This is a genomic window from Parerythrobacter jejuensis, from assembly GCF_039536765.1.
In the GTDB taxonomy this organism is placed as follows: Bacteria; Pseudomonadota; Alphaproteobacteria; order Sphingomonadales; family Sphingomonadaceae; genus Parerythrobacter; species Parerythrobacter jejuensis.
The window spans coordinates 1,971,729-1,991,150 of record NZ_BAAAZF010000001.1 but is presented as its reverse complement, the minus strand read 5'-3'; the positions used below and the strand labels follow the sequence as shown (position 1 = coordinate 1,991,150).

The following is a 19,422-nucleotide window of genomic DNA, read 5'->3' as shown; positions in this document are numbered from 1 at the left end:
GGCGGTGGTTCCCGCTATTGTCTAGTGGCGGAAGTGACGCATGCCCGTGAAGACCATGGCAAGACCCGCCTTGTTGGCCGCTTCTATCACTTCATCATCGCGGATCGATCCGCCAGGCTGGATGATGGCAGTCGCCCCGGCCTCTGCAGCCGCAAGCAACCCATCGGCGAACGGGAAAAACGCGTCCGATGCGACTGCACTGCCGACCGTCTTTGACTGCGGCCATTCGTACTTCTCGGCGGCTTCGGCCGCTTTCATTGCTGCAATGCGGGAACTGTCCCGGCGGTTCATCTGGCCCGCGCCGATGCCGGCCGTAGCGCCATCCTTGGCATAGACGATCGCATTCGATTTGACGTGCCTGGCAACGGTCCAGGCGAAGAAACAGTCTTTCAGTTCCTGCTCGGTCGGAGCGCGATCGGTGACGATCTTGAGGTCACTTTCCGAGATCGCACCATTGTCGCGGCTTTGCACCAACAGACCGCCTGTGATGGGTTTCACGGCCAGCCCACCGCGGCGCGGATCGGGTAGGTCACCGGTCAGCAACAGGCGCAGATTCTTTTTCTTCGCAAATGCCTCGCGCGCGTCGGCATCGGCATCGGGCGCAACGACGACTTCGGTGAAGATCTTGCAAATCGCCTCGGCGGTTGGGCCATCGAGGGTGCGATTGACGGCCACGATACCGCCGAAGGCAGATACGCTGTCGCAGGAAAGCGCGGCATCCCAAGCAGCGAGCAGCGAACTCGCCTGCGCAACACCGCACGGATTGGCATGTTTTACAATGACGACAGCCGGATCACCGTCGGCGAATTCCGCGCACAACTCCAGGGCTGCATCGGCATCATTGTAATTGTTGTAGCTCAGCGCCTTTCCCTGCACCTGCTCGGCTTGGGCAATACCCTGCGCATGGGGCCCGACCGGCGCGTAAAGCGCAGCCATCTGGTGGGGATTTTCGCCATAGCGCAGCTCCACAGGAGCGCGGCCATTAATGGCGAGCATGTCCGGGAACATCTGCCCCTGGTCGGCAAAAGCAAACCACTGGCTGATCATAGAGTCGTAGGATGCAGTGGCGGCAAAAGCCTTTGCGGCCATGCTCTTGCGGAAATCGAGCGAAGTCGCGCCGCTATCCACCATCTCACCCAGCAAGGCCTCATAATCCGCAGGGTCCGTAACAATTGTCACGAAGGCGTGATTCTTGGCCGAGGAGCGCACCATGCTTGGCCCGCCAATATCGATATTTTCAATGATCTCGTCCCGCTCGGCACCGCGCATCACCGTTGCCTCGAACGGATAGAGATTCACCACCACCAGGTCGATCGCGCCTATGTCATGCTCACCCATTGCAGCCGCATGCTCGGGATTATCCCGCACCGCCAACAGGCCTCCATGCACTTTGGGATGGAGTGTCTTCACCCGGCCATCCATCATCTCGGGAAAACCGGTCAGATCCGAGATGTCTTTCACCTCGAGGCCGGCCTCGCGAAGTGCCTTGGCGGTTCCTCCGGTCGAGACCAATTCGACGCCATGCCCGGCCAGCGCCTGCCCCAGTTCGACCAAACCGCTTTTGTCGGACACTGAAAGCAATGCCCGCTTGATCGTCACATCGGTCACGCGATTACCCCATTTGTTTGAGCAGCCAGGAGAAAACGCCTCCGCTGCGGGACGTCATGCCCTGGATTACCAATTGCTGGATTGGCTGCGGGCGACCATTTCCATCGACCCACAGGCTTTCCTCGATCGCCACTTCACCGGCAAAGTCGCCGGCAACACGGAATTGCCAATACGTCCCGTCAGGCAGCGCCAGACCGGCGCCTTTCTTGTCTTCAGCCAGGCGCAGCTCGATGCGCGGGCCGATATGGAACCGGATGGCGTAGCCGATCTTGCCGCGCTTGCCTTTCTTGCCGGCCGGCAACAGCACGTCTTCACCAAGCAATTCGGTGCCATCATCGCGCAGCACGAGGATGCGTCGGTGATTCAATCCATAGCGCGCAGCATAGCCATCATGGCTGGCCTCCAGCCGCGTCGCGCTGCCGCGACCGGTTCCAATCTGGCGGCGGTCAATTTCGACTTCGTTGACGCCGCTACCCAGTTTGCCCTTGATCAGGACTGCCGTGGAGTTGGCATCATCCAGCACCATAGTGGAGTGCGCCGCTGTCGCCCGCAAACCCTGCTCGATACGGTGCGGCACCTGGCCACCGCCAAAGGCGGCGCCGCCGCAATTGACAATGATCCGCTGGTCATTGGCCGACAGTTCAAATGCCAGTGTCGAGGCGCATCCCGAGCGCGAATGCCGTGGCAACGGAGGCGGCGCAGCATCGAATTGCAGGATCGTCTTGCCCGCGCGGGCTCGCTGATAACCCCATTGGCGCACATCTTTGAGTGGCCGTGTGCGCACTCCGCTTGCACGGATCAGGCCGGCGACTTTCTCGGCTGACACCGCACCGGCGCCCTGCCAGCTACCCATACCGGCCTCACCATGCATCAGTGTCAGCAGGGGCGGAACCAGCAATTCCATCATCGTTGCCAGAGCCTCGGGCGGATCAAGGTCGCGCGCCCGATAACAAGCTGTAAGCTCGACCAGCAGCGCCAGTGCCTCCATCTGAGCCAATGGGCTACGCGACAAGACACCGCCATCTTCGGCCACCAATTCGCCAAGCGCCTTGGCCAGGCCAGACTCGCCAAAGAGACGGCGAGGCTTCCCGTCAGAAAGCAGCAATCCGGCAGCCACAATCGCAGTCCAGCCGGTCACCTCGCCCATCCGGTCTTGAGCCTTGCTGACATTGCGATCGAGCCAGCGCGCGGTTTCTTCCATTGCCGCCAGCGAGCGAGCGCGCAGGGGATCTTCCGTTAGCAGGAGCGGAGCGTGCACGAGCCAGGCCATGAGCCTGAGACCAACACTTTCAACTTCCCATGCCGCCGCCTTGCCCGGCTTCGGATTGGCATCGAGCCATTGCTTGTGGATGCGCTGCGCCACGGGTGCAGCCTGCTCGCGCGGGGCACAACCGGCCAGGTCACGCAACCAACTATAGCCATGCACCACGCGCTCAAACGGAGGCGTCAACTTGGCGCTGGCCGACCCAAAATCAATCTGCCCGATCGGCGCCTTCACGCCATAGACCAGGAAGTGCCCGGCCCGCAGCGCGACGCCGGCCATCCGCTCGCCTGCCAGTGGCGTTTCGACAGTGGCCATCAAGCGCTTGCCGGCCTGCTTCTTGAAAGGAGTAGTCAGCGTGTGGCCCGGAACACCGATCCGGTATGCCATCCGCATGAGACGTTCGGCAGGACTCAGCGCGGGCGCAGCAAGGTCTGTGGGAACCAGCGCACGCGATGGCTCAAGCACGCGCTCGGCAATCTTATGCTCGGCCGAGACTTGCAGCGAGCTTTGCTCTGGCCCGTCATCCAGCGGTATCGCGAGTTGCTCGTCAGCCGACGTGCCAGGTGCGTCTGTTATATCGCGCGAGGTGGTCGCATCGATCATGCCGACCGTCCCTTCAGCGCTGCGATATTGGCAGCATATTGGCCCGGCCCGCCTTTGAACGTCGCCGACCCGGCAACCAGCACATCAGCCCCAGCCGCAATACATTGTCGCGCCGTTTCGGGATTGACCCCGCCATCGACTTCGAGATGGATTTCACGACCCGTCGCATCGATTCGCTTCCTTATGGCCTCGACCTTGCGCAGCTGGCTATCAATGAAGCTCTGGCCGCCGAAACCCGGATTGACGCTCATCACCAGCACCAGATCCGCCAGATCCATCAGGTAATCGAGCGCTTCAACCGGTGTGCCCGGATTGAGCACGACACCTGCCTTCTTGCCCAACTTGCGGATGGCTTGGAGCGTACGATGTGTGTGCGGCCCGGCCTCGGGATGCACCGTGATGATGTCTGCACCAGCCTCTGCAAACTCCTCCAGATATGCATCGACCGGAGAGATCATCAAATGAACATCAAACGGTTTGTCGGTGTGGGGACGCAGCGCCTTCACCACCGCCGGGCCAATGGTGATGTTGGGCACGTAGTGCCCGTCCATCACATCGACATGGATCCAATCTGCACCTGCTGCATCGATCGCGCGCACCTCCTCTCCCAGACGCGCGAAGTCGGCGGACAAGATGGAGGGGGAGATGAGCGGTTCGGCCATATCGAGCGTATTGGCGTGCAATCGTCCTGTAAAAGGAGACCCACCCCTAGCGGCCTGCGCGAATCACGCACAGGGATCGCTTACCCCTTATCCACATCGGGCGGAGGCCCGGTAACGCGCTTTGCCTTCGATGATGCAGTGCGATATTGCACGGGGCCATGAACGCAATCCGCAAATGCAACTCTGCCTTTATCGAGACCGACGTCGATGACGAAGTCGTCATCGTAAGTCTTGAGGACGGCCAGTTCTTCTCGCTCAAAGAAACGGGACACTCGATCTGGAAGAAAATTGACGGTGCGCGCGACAGAAATGCCATCCTGCAAGAGCTCGAAGCAGAATTTGATGCCGCGTCTGAAGTGCTCGCCCGGGATCTCGACGCGTTTTTGGCGCAGGTCAGCGCGGCAGGCTTCATTGAAGGGAACGGACGTAACTAAAGGTAAACCAAACATTACTAGCTACGGCTACGCAGAATTGCGTACAGCGCCAATTCAGCTATATTGTGCAAGTGCGAAAGGATTGGCAGCGGGACTGCTGCGTAAATTCGACCAGGATAACAACAATGGGTCTGCAAAAGAGCAAAAGGGAATGGCGCAAGCCCGAGCTGATTCACATCGGCTCGGTTGGCGATGTGGCTGGCCCTGGCCCATCGACAACGCAAGGCGCAGCCAACAAGGGTCCGCCAATTTCGTGATCGCAATTGTATGATAGCGGCCGCTCTGTCGCTATCCGGTGGAACACCTATCGATGTCAGGCGCTGGCGAACAAGCGCTGAGATCTTCGCCCCGAACTCCGCGCAATTGTTGACTTCTGACGGCGCCGTCCTGTGCCAGTGGGGCCCGGGCAATGTCCCTATCGAGGCCAACGCGCGGGTGCTGCTCTACGGGGCGATCGACAATGCTCAAGAGATTCAGGCACAATTGGGCCTGCCCCGCGATGCGAGCAATGCAGCCACTTATCTCTCGGCGGTCGAAGCGTGGGGGGACGCGGCAGATACCCGCATCATAGGAACCTATGCTGCGATTATCCGCGAAGGCACAACAGGCATCCGGATCAGTCGTAGTCCTTGGAAGGCTCCGCCCTTGTTCTGGACGCGCGAGAAGGGGCGCTTGCTGGTTTCCGCTTCGCCCAGGCTCATTTTTTCGGCGGGTTATCCCAAGCGTTTGGCAGCCGGTCGCTATGCCGAAATGCTCTATTGGATCGAGCCTGACCCGGGTGCTTATTGGTATGAGGGCCTGCACAAATGCCCGCAGGGCACGATCATCCATTTGAGCGGCGAGTGCGACAGACAGTACCAATGGTACACTCCTGCTTCGCTGCCTGAAGTCCGGCTCACCGATGATCGGGAGTATGTCGAGGCAGCGAGTGGCCTTTTGTCGGACGCCGTCCGGGCCTCCCTTGCGCCCTCACAAAAGCCGGGGATTTTGTTGGGTGGCGGCCTTGATTCATCTCTGGTTGCCGAGGAAATGCTCCAACAGCTTCAGCCGGGAAAATTTCTCGAGAGCTTCACATTCACCCCCCACCGGGATTGGCGCGGCCACGCGCCGGAGGGGCTGTTTGCCGATGACCGTCCATGGGTTGAAGGCTTCGCCGCGACGCGCCCGCAACTCAATCCGCACTTCTGCGACAATGACGGGCACGATTTCGATTCCCTGATGGAAAAACTTGTGCTCGCATCGGGCATCTTCCGGCCTTCGACCATGATATCGAGCGTTTTCGACGGGCCGGCGCTGCAAGCCCGGCAGGCCGGATGCGACTGGCTGTTCGATGCTGGATTGGGCAACAACACATTCAGCAATGACGGGCGATGGGCCTATGTCGAGTTCCTGAAGCAGGGCAAGTTACGCGAGCTATGGGCAATGCTGCGTGATCAGCCTGGCGACACGCGTTCTATGCCACGCCGGTTCCTAGCGCGGTCCGTTCTTATGTTGCTTCCCGAAAAGCTTCGGCAGGCCGCGCGTATCGCTGTGCATGGCCAGCCGCAAAGCCTGTCGCGCGATTTCAGCCTTTTGCGCAAGGACGCCATACGGGACTATTGCCTCGAAGACCTGGCGCGCCGCCGTGGAGATAGCCGGACGGGCGAATGGTTCCGGTCGCGCGAGCAATGGCTCGAATTCGTTTGGCGCAATTGCGACTACGCCCCCGAAATGCACACTGCCTGCGAAGAGGTCTATGGCCTGCGCATGCGCGACGTCACGGCTTACCGCCCCCTGATAGAGTTTTGCGCGGGCATCCCGACCGAACAATTTGTGCGTGCCGGGAGGCAACGATGGCTGGCGCGGCGCATGGCGCAAGGGCGACTTCCCGAGGATCAGCGCCACAATACGAATTACGGCATGCATCATGCGGATTGGCACCTGCGGATGAGCCGCCGCCTGCCCGAACTGCGCGCTGAGCTGTCTGCCATCAAGGAAGACGAGGAATTGGACGCTCTCATTGACGTTGAGCGCGGATTGGAAAGGATCGACAATTGGCCCGCCAACACAAGCCATGATTTGCCGACGATGCAGAGGCACTTCCACGCTATCGGCGGCGCTGTCCTCACCGCTCGTTACAAGCGAATAATCGAAGGCAAGAATCGCTGACGCAGGCTGGGCAAGGCCGTGAAATAGAAGTGGGACACAGCTGCTTTGCGCTGCTAGCTTCCCATTCACAATGATTGGGCATGCGATCCAGATCTTGCTGCGCCTTGCAGACAAACGGCGGCTTACCATCATTCTGGGGCTTTCGGCCTTCGCCGCTATCACCGAAGGCGTCGGTTTCGTGCTCCTGGTCCCTCTATTGGGCGCTATTGTCGATACTTCTGCACAAAGCGCGTTTTCGCCCGTCCAGGATGGCTTGGCTGCACTCGGCTGGCAGCCGGGACTTGCCGAGATTCTCGCCATTTTTGCTGGCTTGATTATTCTGCGCGCAGCCGCCGAATATGCGCGCACGATCCTCTCGCTCAAACAGAATATCGCAATAGTCGATGGATTGCGCCAGCGCGCCTTCGCCGCGTTGCTGGGGGCCGACTGGCGCACTCTTTCAAGGATGCGCCAAAGCGACAATCGCGCATTGCTAATTTCCGAAGTCGACCGGTCAGCTGTCGCCCTCGACCAACTGGCTGGCCTGGTGAGGCTGGTGATCGGCATCCTTGCGATTGGCCTCGCTGCTCTGACGATTTCGCCGATCGTGGCCCTGGCGGGCTTTGTCGCCGGCGGATTGGTTTTTGCGCTCTACGGTAGCCTTCGCCGCCGCGCCCGCGGGCTGGGGCAGGCCATGGGCGAGAAATACCGTGTGATTTACGGCCGCCTGGAGGAAAACCTGGATGCAGCCCGTGTGGTCAAGAGCTTCGGCAAGGAACGTTTTGCTGAAGAACAGATGATCGAAGGGTTCCAGTCGCTGCGACGTGTGCGGCTTCGCTTTGCCATCGATAATGCCCGGGCGCGCGGAATGCTCCAAGCCTGCGCGGCCTTGCTCGTCGCAATTCTGGTTTGGCTGGCCTTCGAGGTGTGGAGCTACCCTGCCTTGCTCGTCCTGCCGCTGGTTGCACTGTTTGCGCGCGCGCTGCCGCAGCTCGGTGCGCTCCTCGATGCGTGGCAAATGTGGTCGCACACGGCACCAGCAGTGATCGCGGCTGACACGCTGATACGCGAGGCAGAAGGCGCGGCCGAAATCACCGGGCTCGTGGCGGCGCATCCACCCCAGTTCACGCGCGAGATTGCCTTCGAGAATGTGGGCCTATCTCATCGCGAGGATGCCGCCACGTTGCAGAGCGTTTCGCTTTCCATCTCGGCGGGTGAGTTTGTCGCCCTGGTCGGACCATCAGGCGCGGGCAAGAGCACTCTCGCGGATATAGCCGGCGGCCTGTTGAGCCCAGACCAGGGCGAAGTGTTGATCGATGGGGTGGCTTTGGATCCGGCTTTGCGTCAATCGTGGCGCCGCCGCGTCGCCTATGTCGATCAGCAACCCATCCTGTTTCACGGCACGATCCGGGAAAACCTGACCTGGGCCGATGCCGAGGCCAGCGAAGCCGCGCTTGAAAGAGCGCTGCAACAAGCATCGGCAGGGTTCGTCGCAGACTTGCCCGGCGGGCTCGATTGTCACGTCGGAGAAGGAGGGCGCCAGCTTTCCGGTGGGGAACGGCAAAGGATTGTGCTGGCGCGGGCACTGTTGCGCGACCCCGCCTTGTTGATCCTCGACGAGGCAACCAGCGCACTTGATTCCAATGCAGACCAGTCCGTAGCTCGGGCGGTGGCAGATCTGCGCGGCACGCTGACGATTTTGGCGATCGGGCACCGTGGTGCGCTGACCGACCTTGCCCCTCGCAAAGTGACACTCGTCAATGGCCGGATCGCGAGCGACGAAAGCGTGCGCTGAAGGAAAGCTGTCTGGCAACGAACATGGCAATTCAGGGCCAATTCAGCCGCTCTGACCTATTCAGGCGTCATATCGCGGGGCAAAACCGCCAAATCACAGCAATCAGGGATCGGTAGCATATTTGTTGCCGGAACATTTTAGATGACACATTTCACCAAGGCATTTTCCGCCGCCGCTCTGCTCGCGCTCGCCGTATCCGGTATCGCGGCGCCGGCGCATGCCCAATATCGCCAGAAAATCGGCAACGACATGTCCAAGTGCCATTCGGGTGCCGGGCCATCGGTGCTCGTCACGATTGACGGTGTTCGGTCGTCAACCGGTTCTGTACGCGTACAATCCTATCGCGGAACCAAGGCTGACTGGCTTGAAAAGGGGCGTTGGATCAACCGTATCGAAGCTCCGGCGCGTGCTGGCACGATGACCTTTTGCATGCCTGTACCCCGGAATGGCATCTACGGCATCGCCGTACGCCATGATGCCAACGGCAATGGCAGCACCGATATCCGCCAAGATGGTGGTGCGATGTCGAACAACCCTTCGATCAACATCTTCAACCTTGGCAAGCCGAGTTACAAAAAGACCCGTATTTCGGTGGGGCCAGGGGTAAAGTCGATCCGGGTACGGATGCGCTATTTCGGATAATCACCCGGCTTTGCGCCGCGCCCGAAGCACTTCGAACAGCGCCCCTGGAGCAGCCATCAGTGGATGACGCTCCCGAAATGGCGTCACTTCAATCTTCACTCCTGTGTGCCGCTCGACCTTCCAGGCAGCATAGCTGGCCGCACCCTCGAATGTCGTGGTGGCCTTGGCCAGCCGTAGCAGGTTGAGCGGCTTTCCAAAGCGGCGCCTGCGAGCCCACCAGTGCCGAATTTCCTTGCGTTGCCCTGGGCCGAGCTCGGGCGTCAGCACCGAGCCTTCTTGTGTGAAGCGGATGCCATCGGCCTCCAGAGCCAACGGCAAGAGGCCCGCGAAATGCTCCGCATTGGCTGACAGGATGGAATCCTCTCGCCCTGCTTTTTCGACCCGGAATTCCGCTTGGTAGGTCGCCTGAAAGAGTGCACGCCAGTAGTCTTCGGCCACCCCGCTGTCCGGCCCGAGCGCAACCGCCAGCCGCGCGGCCGTCCTCGCGGCCTGGGCAATGGCATTTACCACCCCGTCGACCAACGGCTCCCCTGCCAGCCATACCAACGCACTCGGCTGTACGAACCGGGCCCAAATTGTGGTGTCGCGGCTTTCACCGCGGCAGGCCTTGGCAAACTGCTCGAAGCTCAATGTCGCAACTTTGGCGCGCAAGACTGCCCCGCCCAGATCGCACTCGTGATAGCTCACTTTGGGCCAGATCTTCTCCTGTTGCTTACCCGGCAACAGCACATAGAAATCAAGCACACCTTCCAGCGAGCCGGTGCGCAAATTTGACCCGTAGAACAACGCAGCCATTGCGCCTGCTTCTTCCGCCAAGGCCTGGGCATAGGCAGCGACTTCGGGCCTTACGTCTTGCCGCAACTGGACGGCGATGCGCTGGCCTAGCCCCGTATTCATGGCACCACGAAATTGAGCATCGGACCTGGCGTGACACAGTATCGACCGGGCGCGAACACTTCACCATCGAGGATAAAGCGATCGCCCAGATCGAGCTCGATACGGTCGGTGCCTACCTGGTGCAATCCAAGCTTATCCATGTCGCCCAGATGCTTGCCACTAAGAAGCCAGGGCGCTTGCGCAACGACGCGCCTGCGCATGGTATCGATGACTGCGAGCCGGATGGGCCCGCCTGCATCCCCGAAAGGCCTAATCCCGGCCGGAAACTTGGTCATTGTCGACATGAAGATCAGGGCCCGTGCTGCCGGATCTCCGAGTTTCGAACGCGGCAGTTCCTTCATGTCCTCGCCAAGCATGATCCGCGCCTCCGCGCCGCGCCGCCATGGATTTGCGTTGGTCCCGAACAGCAATTGGGCCACGCCCCAGACCGTTGTCACGGCAACCGCGAGTCCATCAAACGCACCGAAACGATGCGCGTCCTGGCCGGAATCGATAGCGGCCATGAACATCCCTGCACCGAGCACAAAGCCCAGCCGGGTTAGTTCCTGGCCATCCATCGGGCGCAACATCATCGGCTGGCGCTGCACGCGCGTGCCGTCCCGATGCGCGATGATCGCTTCTTCCAGCGACCAGCTCTTGGGCATTTCAAGATCGATCGTCAGTGCGTTGGTCTTGCCGCGCGGCAAGACAGCGATGTCAGGCCATTTGTCGCCAAATACCATTGCCCCGCCGGTCAGGGCATCGCGCACAGTCCCGTCACCACCGTTGATGACCAGAAGCTCCACTCCGCTGTCGACGAAGCGCTGCATCGCAGCCTTGAGATCGCGGCGGCGCTGGGGCTGCTCCACACGGATGACTGGGTAATCCGGTTCAACCACCTGACGGTCACGATTGCGGTGGCTGCGCGGATTGTACAGCACCCCCGTGACCGGGAGGCCGGGCATTTCGGACAATTTGATGGGCGCCTGCTCGCTCATGCTCCCCTGCCATGCCGCGAAACCATGGATTGGGCCAGTGCTTTCCCATGCCTCTCATCGGAAAAATCGCCTTTTGACTAGCAGGCCGCCTGCGGACAGGATCACACACAACGAGAAGGCCGATTCGGCCCCGACAGGAGAGTAACGGACAATGGCGACCACCCTTCACCCGCAAACGTTCGGAGAAGCCCTCGCAGCGCATGCCCAGGAACGGCCCGACCAGATCGCCTTGCGGTTTGGAGACCGGGTGACCGACTACGCCGCGTTTGATCGCCATGCCGACCAGATCGCCAATGGACTGGCGGCCAAAGGATACTCCAAGGGCGACCGGATCGCCTATCTGGGCAAGAACAGCGATCACGCAGTGGAGCTTGCGTTGGGCTGCGCACGGGGCGGCTATGTCTTTGTGCCTGTGATCTGGCGCCTGGCAGCACCAGAGGTCGACTTTATCACCAAAGATGCTGGCGCCACGATCTTGTTCGTCGAGGAAGGGTTCGAAAGCGTCCCCTTCGACGGCCAGAAAATCGTGATGGAACGCGAGTTCGAAGCTTGGCGCGATGCCCAATCCGACAGCGGCGTCGCCACTCAGGTAACTGCACAAGATCCGTTCTTGCAGCTGTATACATCAGGCACCACCGGCATGCCGAAAGGCGTTGTCCTGAGCCACTATAATGGCACGGCGATGCGGCCCATCCTGCAAGAGAACGACATCTACTGGTACAATGCCGATCCGGGCGACACGATGATCCTTGCCATGCCGTATGGCCACATCGCTGGCGTCGGCTCGGCTGCCGGGGCGGCTCTCGCGGGCCAGGAACTGATCGTCCACGCCGAATTCGATCCAGCTCTGACGATCAAGGATATCCGCGACTACCGCGTCAAATGGATATTCCTCGTGCCTGCTGCCATCCGCGTGCTGCTATCGCATCCCGACGCCAATGACGCCGACTTCTCTTCGATCAAGGGGCTGACCTATGGTGCGAGCCCGATCCCGCTCGACCTTCTCAAAGAAGGTGTCGAGCGGCTCGGCTGCGAATTTGCCCAGCTCTATGGAATGACCGAAACCTATGGCACAGTGGTCAGTCTCCCGCCGGACGATCATCGCCCGGGCCGTGAGAGAGTCATGCGCAGTGCCGGCAAGCCCCTGCCAGGCGTAGAAATCCAGATCGTCGACGAGAGTTTGACGCCAGTGCCGACAGGCGAAATCGGCGAAGTGCTGATCAAGAGCCCGACCACCATGCTCGAATACTGGAACCGGCCGGAAGAGAACGCCAAGACGCTGACCGGCGATGGCTGGTTGCGTACCGGTGACGCCGGGATCGTGGATGAGGAAGGCTATCTCTACATCCAGGACCGGATCAAGGACATGATTATCTCCGGCGGCGAGAACGTCTATCCGGCAGAAGTCGAAAGCGCCCTGTTCGGGCATGATGAAGTTGCCGATGTTGCCGTGATTGGCGTTCCTGACGAAAAGTGGGGCGAGACCGTCAAGGCCGTCGTCGTCGCGAAGCCAGGTTGCACCCCAAGCGAAGACAGCATCATCGGCCATGCCCGGGAACGGATTGCCGGTTTCAAATGCCCGAAATCGGTTGATTTCATCGAAGCCCTTCCACGCAATCCGTCCGGCAAAATCCTGCGCCGTGAATTGCGTGCACCGTATTGGGAAGGAAAAGAGAGGGCGGTAAATTAGCGCACGCAATGGCGCACCCGACAGGATTCGAACCTGTGACCTCTGCCTTCGGAGTGCAGAGTTTCCGCACAATGCGGGACAAGCTGAAACACTGAAAGCCCTGAAATAGCGTCATTTCCTATCTCTGCTTGTTCCCGATAATCCCTGCATGTATTCCATACGCATTCCATACGGAACGGAATGAGGGAACAGGTAGTGGCATTGGACCTGAGCAAAGTCGGCAACCGGGAGCGGTTGAAAGTGCAACGCGAGCCGCACTGGCAAAGGTTGCGCGCCGGATGCTTCCTTGGCTTCAGGCCCTCCAAGCGCGGGGGCAAGGGCACATGGATTGCCCGCGTCTATGACGAGGATGCCAGCCGCTATCAGGTGAAGTCGCTTGGCGATTTCGGCACGCTGCCCGGCAACGCGATGTTCGCAGCAGCCAAGATGGAAGCAGAGAAGCTTGCCGAGCTTGTGGAATCGGGCGGAGAAATCCGCGCAAAGATCGAAACCGTTGCCGATGCCTGCCGTGAGTATGCCAAGGACCGCCCGGAAGCCGAGCAGCGCTTCAAGCGCTACGTCTATGAGGATGCAATCGCCAAGGTGAAGCTGGACAAGCTGCGCCGCCGTCACGTCAAGGAATGGCGCGAGCGGCTGGAAGCACAACCTGCATTGGTGAGCCGACGCAAGAAGGGCGATCCGGTCGAGCGCGAGCGGGCACCATCCACCGTCAATCGGGACATGGCCGTACTACGAGCGGCTTTGAGCAAGGTTCTGTCACCCGGCGCACCGAATAGCGAAGCGGCATGGCAGGAAGCCTTGAAGGCCATTCCCAACGCCAACGGACGCCGCACGCTCTATCTGGACCGCAAGCAGCGCAAGAAACTGATCGAGAGCACCGATGCAGAGGCAGCGCCGTTTGTCCGCGCCTTGTGCCTCTTGCCGCTTCGTCCCGGAGCTATGGCGGCGCTCACCGCTGGCGACTTCGACAAGCGCACGGCGGAACTCACCATCGGCAAGGACAAGACCGGGAAACCGCGCCGCATTCAGTTGCCGCAGGAGGCAGCGCAACTGCTCGCCAAGCAGGCCAAGAACAAGCTGCCAGGCGCTCCGCTCTTCATGCGCGCTAACGGCAAGGCATGGGACAAGGATAGCTGGAAACGGCCCATTGCAACCGCCGTAACTGCTGCCGAGCTACCAGCCGATGCCACTGCCTACACCTTGCGCCATAGCACCATAACGGACCTTGTGAGCGCGGGATTGCCGCTACTCACTATTGCGCAAATTTCGGGCACGAGCGCCGAGATGATCGAGCGCCACTACGGGCACCTAGCCAGCGATGCGGCGGTGAAGGCGCTTGGGGAACTTGCGCTGTGAGGTGGGAGCAGCCCTACCGTGGGAATGACACTATCGGGGGAATGGAAGGCGGCATCGCCGCTGCCGTTGTCTAAACATGGCCAAGCCTCGCAATCGCCCAGATGCCGTGAGCTCAACCTATTTCGAAGGCGTTACCCCGCTATGGGTTGCGCCGGGCAGAGCGCCGATTCCAGAGCGCTATCACGCCGCCTCATTTTCGCTCGCTGATTGGGCCGGTCCAAGCTGGCCCGACAATGCTGCAAGCGGCTTCTTCCCGCTCAGGCACTTTCTCATTGAGGCTTGCGCGAAATGGCAGGCCCACGATTGGCAAGCTGACAGGGATCAGATTGCCGCGAGAAAGCAGGACGCGAGGCACCGGCCATCGCTGGTGAAGGCTACTCAGGCATTCCGGCAGGCAATTGGTAGGTCAAGTTTCAGAAGGGCTGAACGAGAATTGGGCGTCTCAATAGCCGCTGAGTTTTGTCCGCACGCCAAATTTGAACTGGAACACAAGGATAGCTGCAATGCGGTAGCCAATGCGCTTCGCGAGTTGGAAAAACGCTGGTCGCGCGTTGACCGTTCCCCGGTGCGCTTTGGTCCGCTGCTCTACGATACAATTCCTCGTCTGCCCGAGCGCGAAATCGCTGTTGCGCTGGTGCTTGCGGACCTCGTGACAGGTTTCCGCAAGGATGAGCATCGCGCAGGAGGAAACCACTTCCCGAGGCCCGCCGTCTTGTCTCCAAAGCTACCGTGGAAGGCGATTGCAGAGTTTGCGACCGCTTATTCTGATGATCCTGAGGCTTCGATCAATCCTGATAACGTAGCAATGAGAGTGAGGAATCTGCGCGGAAAGGTCGCGCAGATAATGCGCTATCCCTGATTGCCGCAACAAGCGCGCGAACTTTCGCATCCCCGTTGCTGCAATCGCCACCCTGTTCCGTGGAATCCCAAGCCATGCCCTGAGGCGCTGCGCAATTCCGCGCAGTCTCTACAGAGGCATGGAAGCTGACTATGAGCCAACTATTGACCGTGGCGGAATTCAAGGACCGCTACAGCATCAGCCATTCCGCGTTCTACCGCGAGGTGGCAGCCAAGCGCATCCCTATCCGTAAGATCGGACGCTCCACGCGCATCGCGGTCGCCGACGCAGAAGCGTGGGCGGCAAGCCTTCCAAGTTCCACCAACTAACCGAGACACGACCCTATCCCGATCTACGTCGCCAGCCGTGCCTGGTCACGATTGGCGGCCAGCGGTTTATGCGAATTGGCGCTTCCTCCCGCTCCACTAAATGAAGCTGCCTTGGGTAAGTCCATCGCTTCCGAGTTGCTAGGCATCCGGACAAGGGTGAGCCCGCAAAGAGAGTGATCCACTCTGACGGGTCGATGGCATGGGGGTATCACCCGCCCCTCGCAAAGCCTCGCTGGATGGCAATGCGGATATACGCGCTCAAACGCCACGGCTTTCATCGGTGAGCCGACTGCGACCACGGCAGGCCGGACGGCCAACGGTGGGGGCCCCGAATGATCCACGATACGGATGCGCGGTAAACATGTCAGAGAGTGCCAGTGGGTTAATCCGTTTCGCCCAGCAAGGATTCCTTGTGAGGTGGCCCAAACGGGTGGGGTAGCTGTGCCTGGCTTCGGAGGAATTGTGAGTTGGATGTACTCTCAGGCTGGTCAGCCCCGGTGCGTGAGGGCCTCCGCGATTCAGGTTGATTGCCGGCATTGAATCCCGACACTCTGGGCTGAGACTGTACCAAACTGAAAGCAATTGCGGTTTCGGTTTCCAGTACGGAGAGAAGCCAATATGGCAGAATTCCTACCAAGTTGGTCAGAAAGGAAAAGCGGCTAGGCTTCAGGGTCTGATTTCCAAATGGATCTCGACCCGGCGGCACGACTACAATCAATGCCGACTCCACTCCGGCCCAGAGAACAGAACTCTATCTCAGATAGGAGCAGGATCAGAAGGCAAACGGCCTTGGGAGCATCGCCCCAAGACGGTTGTTGCAATCACTCGCAGCACTGTGAGCCACAACGGCCAATTGCTCTACTGACAGATTGTAGAGAATTCGGACTCGGACGAGGTGAACCCATTGGAGCAGTCCTCGACTGTCCCGTGTCCGACAAGCGTGTTCCCACACTTGAAGGAACAACTCAACGCTTCTAGTGCTCGGTACAGGAGGTCTTGTTTGTGAGTTCACAAAGCAAAAGCGCAGTTCGACTTGATCAAGTTGGCAAGAAGACTGACGAAATTTCTGTTGAGATAAGCACTCGTTTCTTGGAGCACTTTAGTGAGCAACTCTATAGCTCACCGCAAAAAGCCTTCGAGGAATTGATCTCTAACGGGTGGGACGCGGGCGCATCGAACGTCGATGTCAGGGTGTCATCTGACCTATACTCGCCAGCGGCAACCCTGAGCGTTCTGGATAATGGCGTCTCAATGAACGAGGGGGGGCTTAAGGCCCTGTGGCATATCGCCTTCTCTGCAAAAGAAACACAAAGTGTGGCCTATGGGCGGCCGGTTATCGGGAAGTTCGGCATCGGCAAACTGGCCACCTACGTCCTAGCCAACAAACTAACTTATTTCTGCAAGGCAAGTGACGGCAAGATCCGTCGCGTCACGATGGACTATGGGCAAGTCCAGAATGAAGGCAGCGAGGACAAGCTGGTTAGTCAGCTCGGCCTTGACATCTTTGAAGTGACCGAGACGGAGCTCAGGGCGGTTGTGTCTGAGATCTCAGACGGCGAAGAGATCCTCAAGTTGATTGAGGACGGCATTCCCGCGCCGGAGCTTGAGGAAGATGATGATGAGTTTGGGGCTGGCGAAACTTCATTCGATCGCCCGCCAAGTGGTACCTGGACTCTAGCTATCCTTTCGGATCTCAAACCCTCTGGCCGAGAGTTGAAGATTGGCATTCTTAGGCGAATGCTGTCGACTGCACTCCCATTTGGTTCGGAAATGGCAATCTCATTGAATGGTGAATTTCTGCGCTCATCAAAGATGGATAGCCCTGTCCTGCGGGAATGGGTCATCGGGCCAGACCTCGAATTTTCTGAGGTTCGGCTTGTTAAGAAGAACGCCGCAACCGACGATGAAGACGAGAACAACGACAGTGAGGCCCATGAGGACGCAACCGAAGTGATCCCAGTGACGTTCCATTCGTCGCCTGAACCTCATGCTATAATTGACGGTATCGGCAAAATAACTGGCACAGTTCGGCTGTTCGAAGACAAAATAAGCACCGGCAAGAGTGAGACGAGAGGTGCTTCGAATGGCTTCCATGTGAATGTTCTTGGCCGTGTCGTGAACCAAAGCGATCCAAGTTTTGGAGAGGAAAACCTCAGCCATGCTGCTTGGGCACGATTCAGAATGGCAGTCCGGGCGGATGGCCTGAACACCAGTCTGATCACAAACCGAGAACAGTTCAAAGAAACGCGACAAATCGCCATCTTTCGTGCGTTCCTCCGACGCACATTCAATCTAGTCCGAACGAAGTACGATTCAGACCCGGACGCTGGCTTGTCAGATGGCGGTGACTTGCTTGTCAAAGCTCTCGGGGTGATCTCGCTAAATCCCCTCAGATCAATCGTCTCGGACACTCTCGCAAACTCTGCTGCAATCCCAGAGATGTTTGATGAAAGAGACTTGACCGACCGCACCGCTGCCAACGAGCGGTGGCGGTCGCAGACCGCCGAAGACATCAGCAATGCGCTTGGCGAAGTGAGGTATGAGGCGACTGGTGACGACGAGTTCGTCAAGTTTCGCATCAGCGACAGCGCTGTTGTCGTGAATAACAAGCACCCATTCGTGCTTGAGCATAGCAAGAAGGCAGAAAAAGAACTCATTCGCACCTTTGCAATGGTCAATTTGTTGACCGATGTTTACGCTCTGGAGCAGGGAGTTGATGCGGACGTGCTCAAGGGCGTGCGCGATTACCGTGATAAGCTCCTTCGGTACCGTGCTAGACAAACGCGGAGATCAGGCCACCATATCGCTTCGCTGCTTCTTGCAACGCAGAACGATCACAAAAATCACAAACGCTTGGAAGCAGTCGTAACAGATGCCCTCAGTTACCTGGGATTTGACGTGACGCCGCTTGGTAAGCCGGGTGAGCCAGAAGGGTATGCAGATGCGTTTCCGTATCCCACAAGAGTGGCGCCGACAGCCAATAACCCAAACCCGCCCGCGTATCGGGTGACTTATGATGCCAAGAGCGCGAAGGGCGAAGCCTCTAAGACTGGCAATCTGAGCCTTGACGGAGTGAACGAGCACAAGGAGCGCTATAATGCACAGTATGCGCTGGTTGTCGCTCCGGGCTTTCAAGACGGAGCCGTTATCACTCGCTGCGGCCAACTTCAGATCACTCCAATTGTCGCCAAGGACCTTGGGCGGCTTCTTGAGTTTACGGCCAAGTACGGAGCGATACCGCTTACCAAGCTTGAGGAGTTGTTCAAACTATACGACCCAAGCATGGTTTCCGATTGGGTCGATCATCTCGAAGACAGTTTACAGAGTGACAACAGATTGACTCTTGATACTTTTCTTGAATCGATCCAGCGGCTGCGTAAGGAAGTGCCCGATGCACTGTCGGCGTCACTCATCGCACATATATGCAGGCGTGAGCTGGGGGCAAAGGAAGTCCAAGACCGGGACGTAGTTTCGCTGGCGAAGGGTCTTGCTGTTATCGTTCCGGACTTGGTTGGAACCGATGAAGACAAGGTCATCATCAATGCCAGCGCAGACCGAGTGGCCGAAGCGGTGAATGTTCAACTTGAAAGTCTCAGCAAAGCAGCCGATGCAGGGAAATGATCAAGTCCCCGCATCCATTCCCTGCCAGGATGGCACCAGAGCTTGCGATCGCTGCTCTTGAAGGGATCGGTGAGAATGCCACGATTCTAGATCCAATGTCTGGGTCAGGCGTTGTCGTTCGACAGGCAATCGAGCGTGGACATACAGCCATAGGGTATGACTTGGACCCTCTTGCCGTCCTTATGACCAAGGTATGGTCCACCCATGTTCCTAGCGGTGCACTCACGCAATACTGCGACGAGTTGATTAACGTTGCTAGAAATTCGGACAGGGGCCTCGATGATCTTCCTTGGGCTTGCGAGAAGACTAAAGATTTTATGGAGTTTTGGTTCGCTGAACCTCAGAGGTCTCAGTTGGCAAAAATTGCATGGCATCTCAATGATATTGAATCGCGACGGCTTCGCCGGCGGGAGCGTGACCTTCTTGACGTGCTGCGTCTCTGCCTGAGCCGCACGATCATAACGAAATCGGGTGGTGCCTCATTGGCGAGCGACACCTCACACAGTCGGCCACATCGGACTCGGGCAGGCTCCGAGTACGATGTTTTTTGGGGGCTGAGGGACGCGGCGGTGAAGGTAG

The 19,422-nt window shown here is 59.1% G+C and carries 14 protein-coding genes; 9 read left to right on the top strand and 5 right to left on the bottom strand.

Annotated elements, in window-relative coordinates:
- Positions 1-21 precede the first annotated feature (21 nt).
- Genes purH through rpe form a run of 3 tightly spaced genes read right to left on the bottom strand, consistent with a single transcriptional unit; the run spans position 22 to position 4,137 of the window.
- A complete protein-coding gene (gene purH, locus ABD653_RS09860) occupies positions 22-1,608 on the bottom strand; it encodes a bifunctional phosphoribosylaminoimidazolecarboxamide formyltransferase/IMP cyclohydrolase (protein WP_160778516.1) in 1,587 nt (528 codons plus the stop codon).
- Between the two features lie 4 nt (positions 1,609-1,612).
- On the bottom strand, positions 1,613-3,475 hold the full coding sequence (locus tag ABD653_RS09855; RefSeq protein WP_160778515.1) for a heparinase II/III family protein: 1,863 nt from the start codon (positions 3,473-3,475) through the stop codon (positions 1,613-1,615).
- Positions 3,472-4,137, bottom strand: coding sequence for a ribulose-phosphate 3-epimerase (rpe, locus tag ABD653_RS09850; RefSeq protein ID WP_160778514.1), 666 nt, complete (start codon positions 4,135-4,137; stop codon positions 3,472-3,474). Before rpe ends, ABD653_RS09855 begins: the two co-directional genes overlap by 4 nt.
- Before the next feature lie 158 nt (positions 4,138-4,295).
- On the opposite strand from rpe, the gene ABD653_RS09845 reads away from it, so the two are divergent.
- From ABD653_RS09845 to ABD653_RS09830, 4 genes are all read left to right on the top strand, one after another.
- Positions 4,296-4,571: a PqqD family protein gene (locus tag ABD653_RS09845; RefSeq protein WP_160778513.1), complete on the top strand. Its 276-nt coding sequence runs from the start codon at positions 4,296-4,298 to the stop codon at positions 4,569-4,571.
- A 366-nt stretch (positions 4,572-4,937) separates the two neighbouring features.
- Positions 4,938-6,719, top strand: a complete 1,782-nt coding sequence (locus tag ABD653_RS09840; protein WP_160778512.1) for an asparagine synthase-related protein — start codon at positions 4,938-4,940, stop codon at positions 6,717-6,719.
- 70 nt (positions 6,720-6,789) lie between these two features.
- The gene (locus ABD653_RS09835) at positions 6,790-8,493 is read left to right on the top strand and encodes an ABC transporter ATP-binding protein (RefSeq protein WP_160778511.1); all 1,704 of its coding nucleotides are present in this window, start codon (positions 6,790-6,792) and stop codon (positions 8,491-8,493) included.
- A 141-nt stretch (positions 8,494-8,634) separates the two neighbouring features.
- Positions 8,635-9,135 carry a DUF2141 domain-containing protein gene (locus ABD653_RS09830; protein ID WP_160778510.1) on the top strand — a complete coding sequence of 167 codons (501 nt, stop codon included), beginning with the start codon at positions 8,635-8,637 and terminating at the stop codon, positions 9,133-9,135.
- Here ABD653_RS09830 and ABD653_RS09825 read toward each other — a convergent pair whose 3' ends face one another.
- Positions 9,136-10,032 carry a hypothetical protein gene (locus ABD653_RS09825; RefSeq protein ID WP_160778509.1) on the bottom strand — a complete coding sequence of 299 codons (897 nt, stop codon included), beginning with the start codon at positions 10,030-10,032 and terminating at the stop codon, positions 9,136-9,138.
- Complete coding sequence (locus ABD653_RS09820; RefSeq protein ID WP_160778508.1) at positions 10,029-11,009, bottom strand: diacylglycerol/lipid kinase family protein; 981 nt, start codon at positions 11,007-11,009, stop codon at positions 10,029-10,031. Before ABD653_RS09820 ends, ABD653_RS09825 begins: the two co-directional genes overlap by 4 nt.
- Before the next feature lie 151 nt (positions 11,010-11,160).
- Here ABD653_RS09820 and ABD653_RS09815 point away from each other — a divergent pair, with 151 nt between their 5' ends.
- The 5 genes from ABD653_RS09815 to ABD653_RS09795 all read left to right on the top strand — a co-directional run bounded on the left by ABD653_RS09815 (position 11,161) and on the right by ABD653_RS09795 (position 18,843).
- A complete protein-coding gene (locus ABD653_RS09815; protein WP_160778507.1) occupies positions 11,161-12,699 on the top strand; it encodes a long-chain-fatty-acid--CoA ligase in 1,539 nt (512 codons plus the stop codon).
- 180 nt (positions 12,700-12,879) lie between these two features.
- On the top strand, positions 12,880-14,055 hold the full coding sequence (locus tag ABD653_RS09810; protein ID WP_199801086.1) for a tyrosine-type recombinase/integrase: 1,176 nt from the start codon (positions 12,880-12,882) through the stop codon (positions 14,053-14,055).
- A gap of 76 nt (positions 14,056-14,131) precedes the next feature.
- Positions 14,132-14,914, top strand: coding sequence for a hypothetical protein (locus ABD653_RS09805; protein WP_160778506.1), 783 nt, complete (start codon positions 14,132-14,134; stop codon positions 14,912-14,914).
- 131 nt (positions 14,915-15,045) lie between these two features.
- Positions 15,046-15,222 (top strand): helix-turn-helix domain-containing protein, encoded by a 177-nt coding sequence (locus tag ABD653_RS09800; RefSeq protein WP_160778505.1) that lies wholly within the window; start codon positions 15,046-15,048, stop codon positions 15,220-15,222.
- Between the two features lie 1,002 nt (positions 15,223-16,224).
- Entirely contained in the window at positions 16,225-18,843 is a 2,619-nt protein-coding gene (locus ABD653_RS09795) for an ATP-binding protein (protein ID WP_199801085.1), read from the top strand.
- The last annotated feature ends 579 nt before the right edge of the window (positions 18,844-19,422 follow it).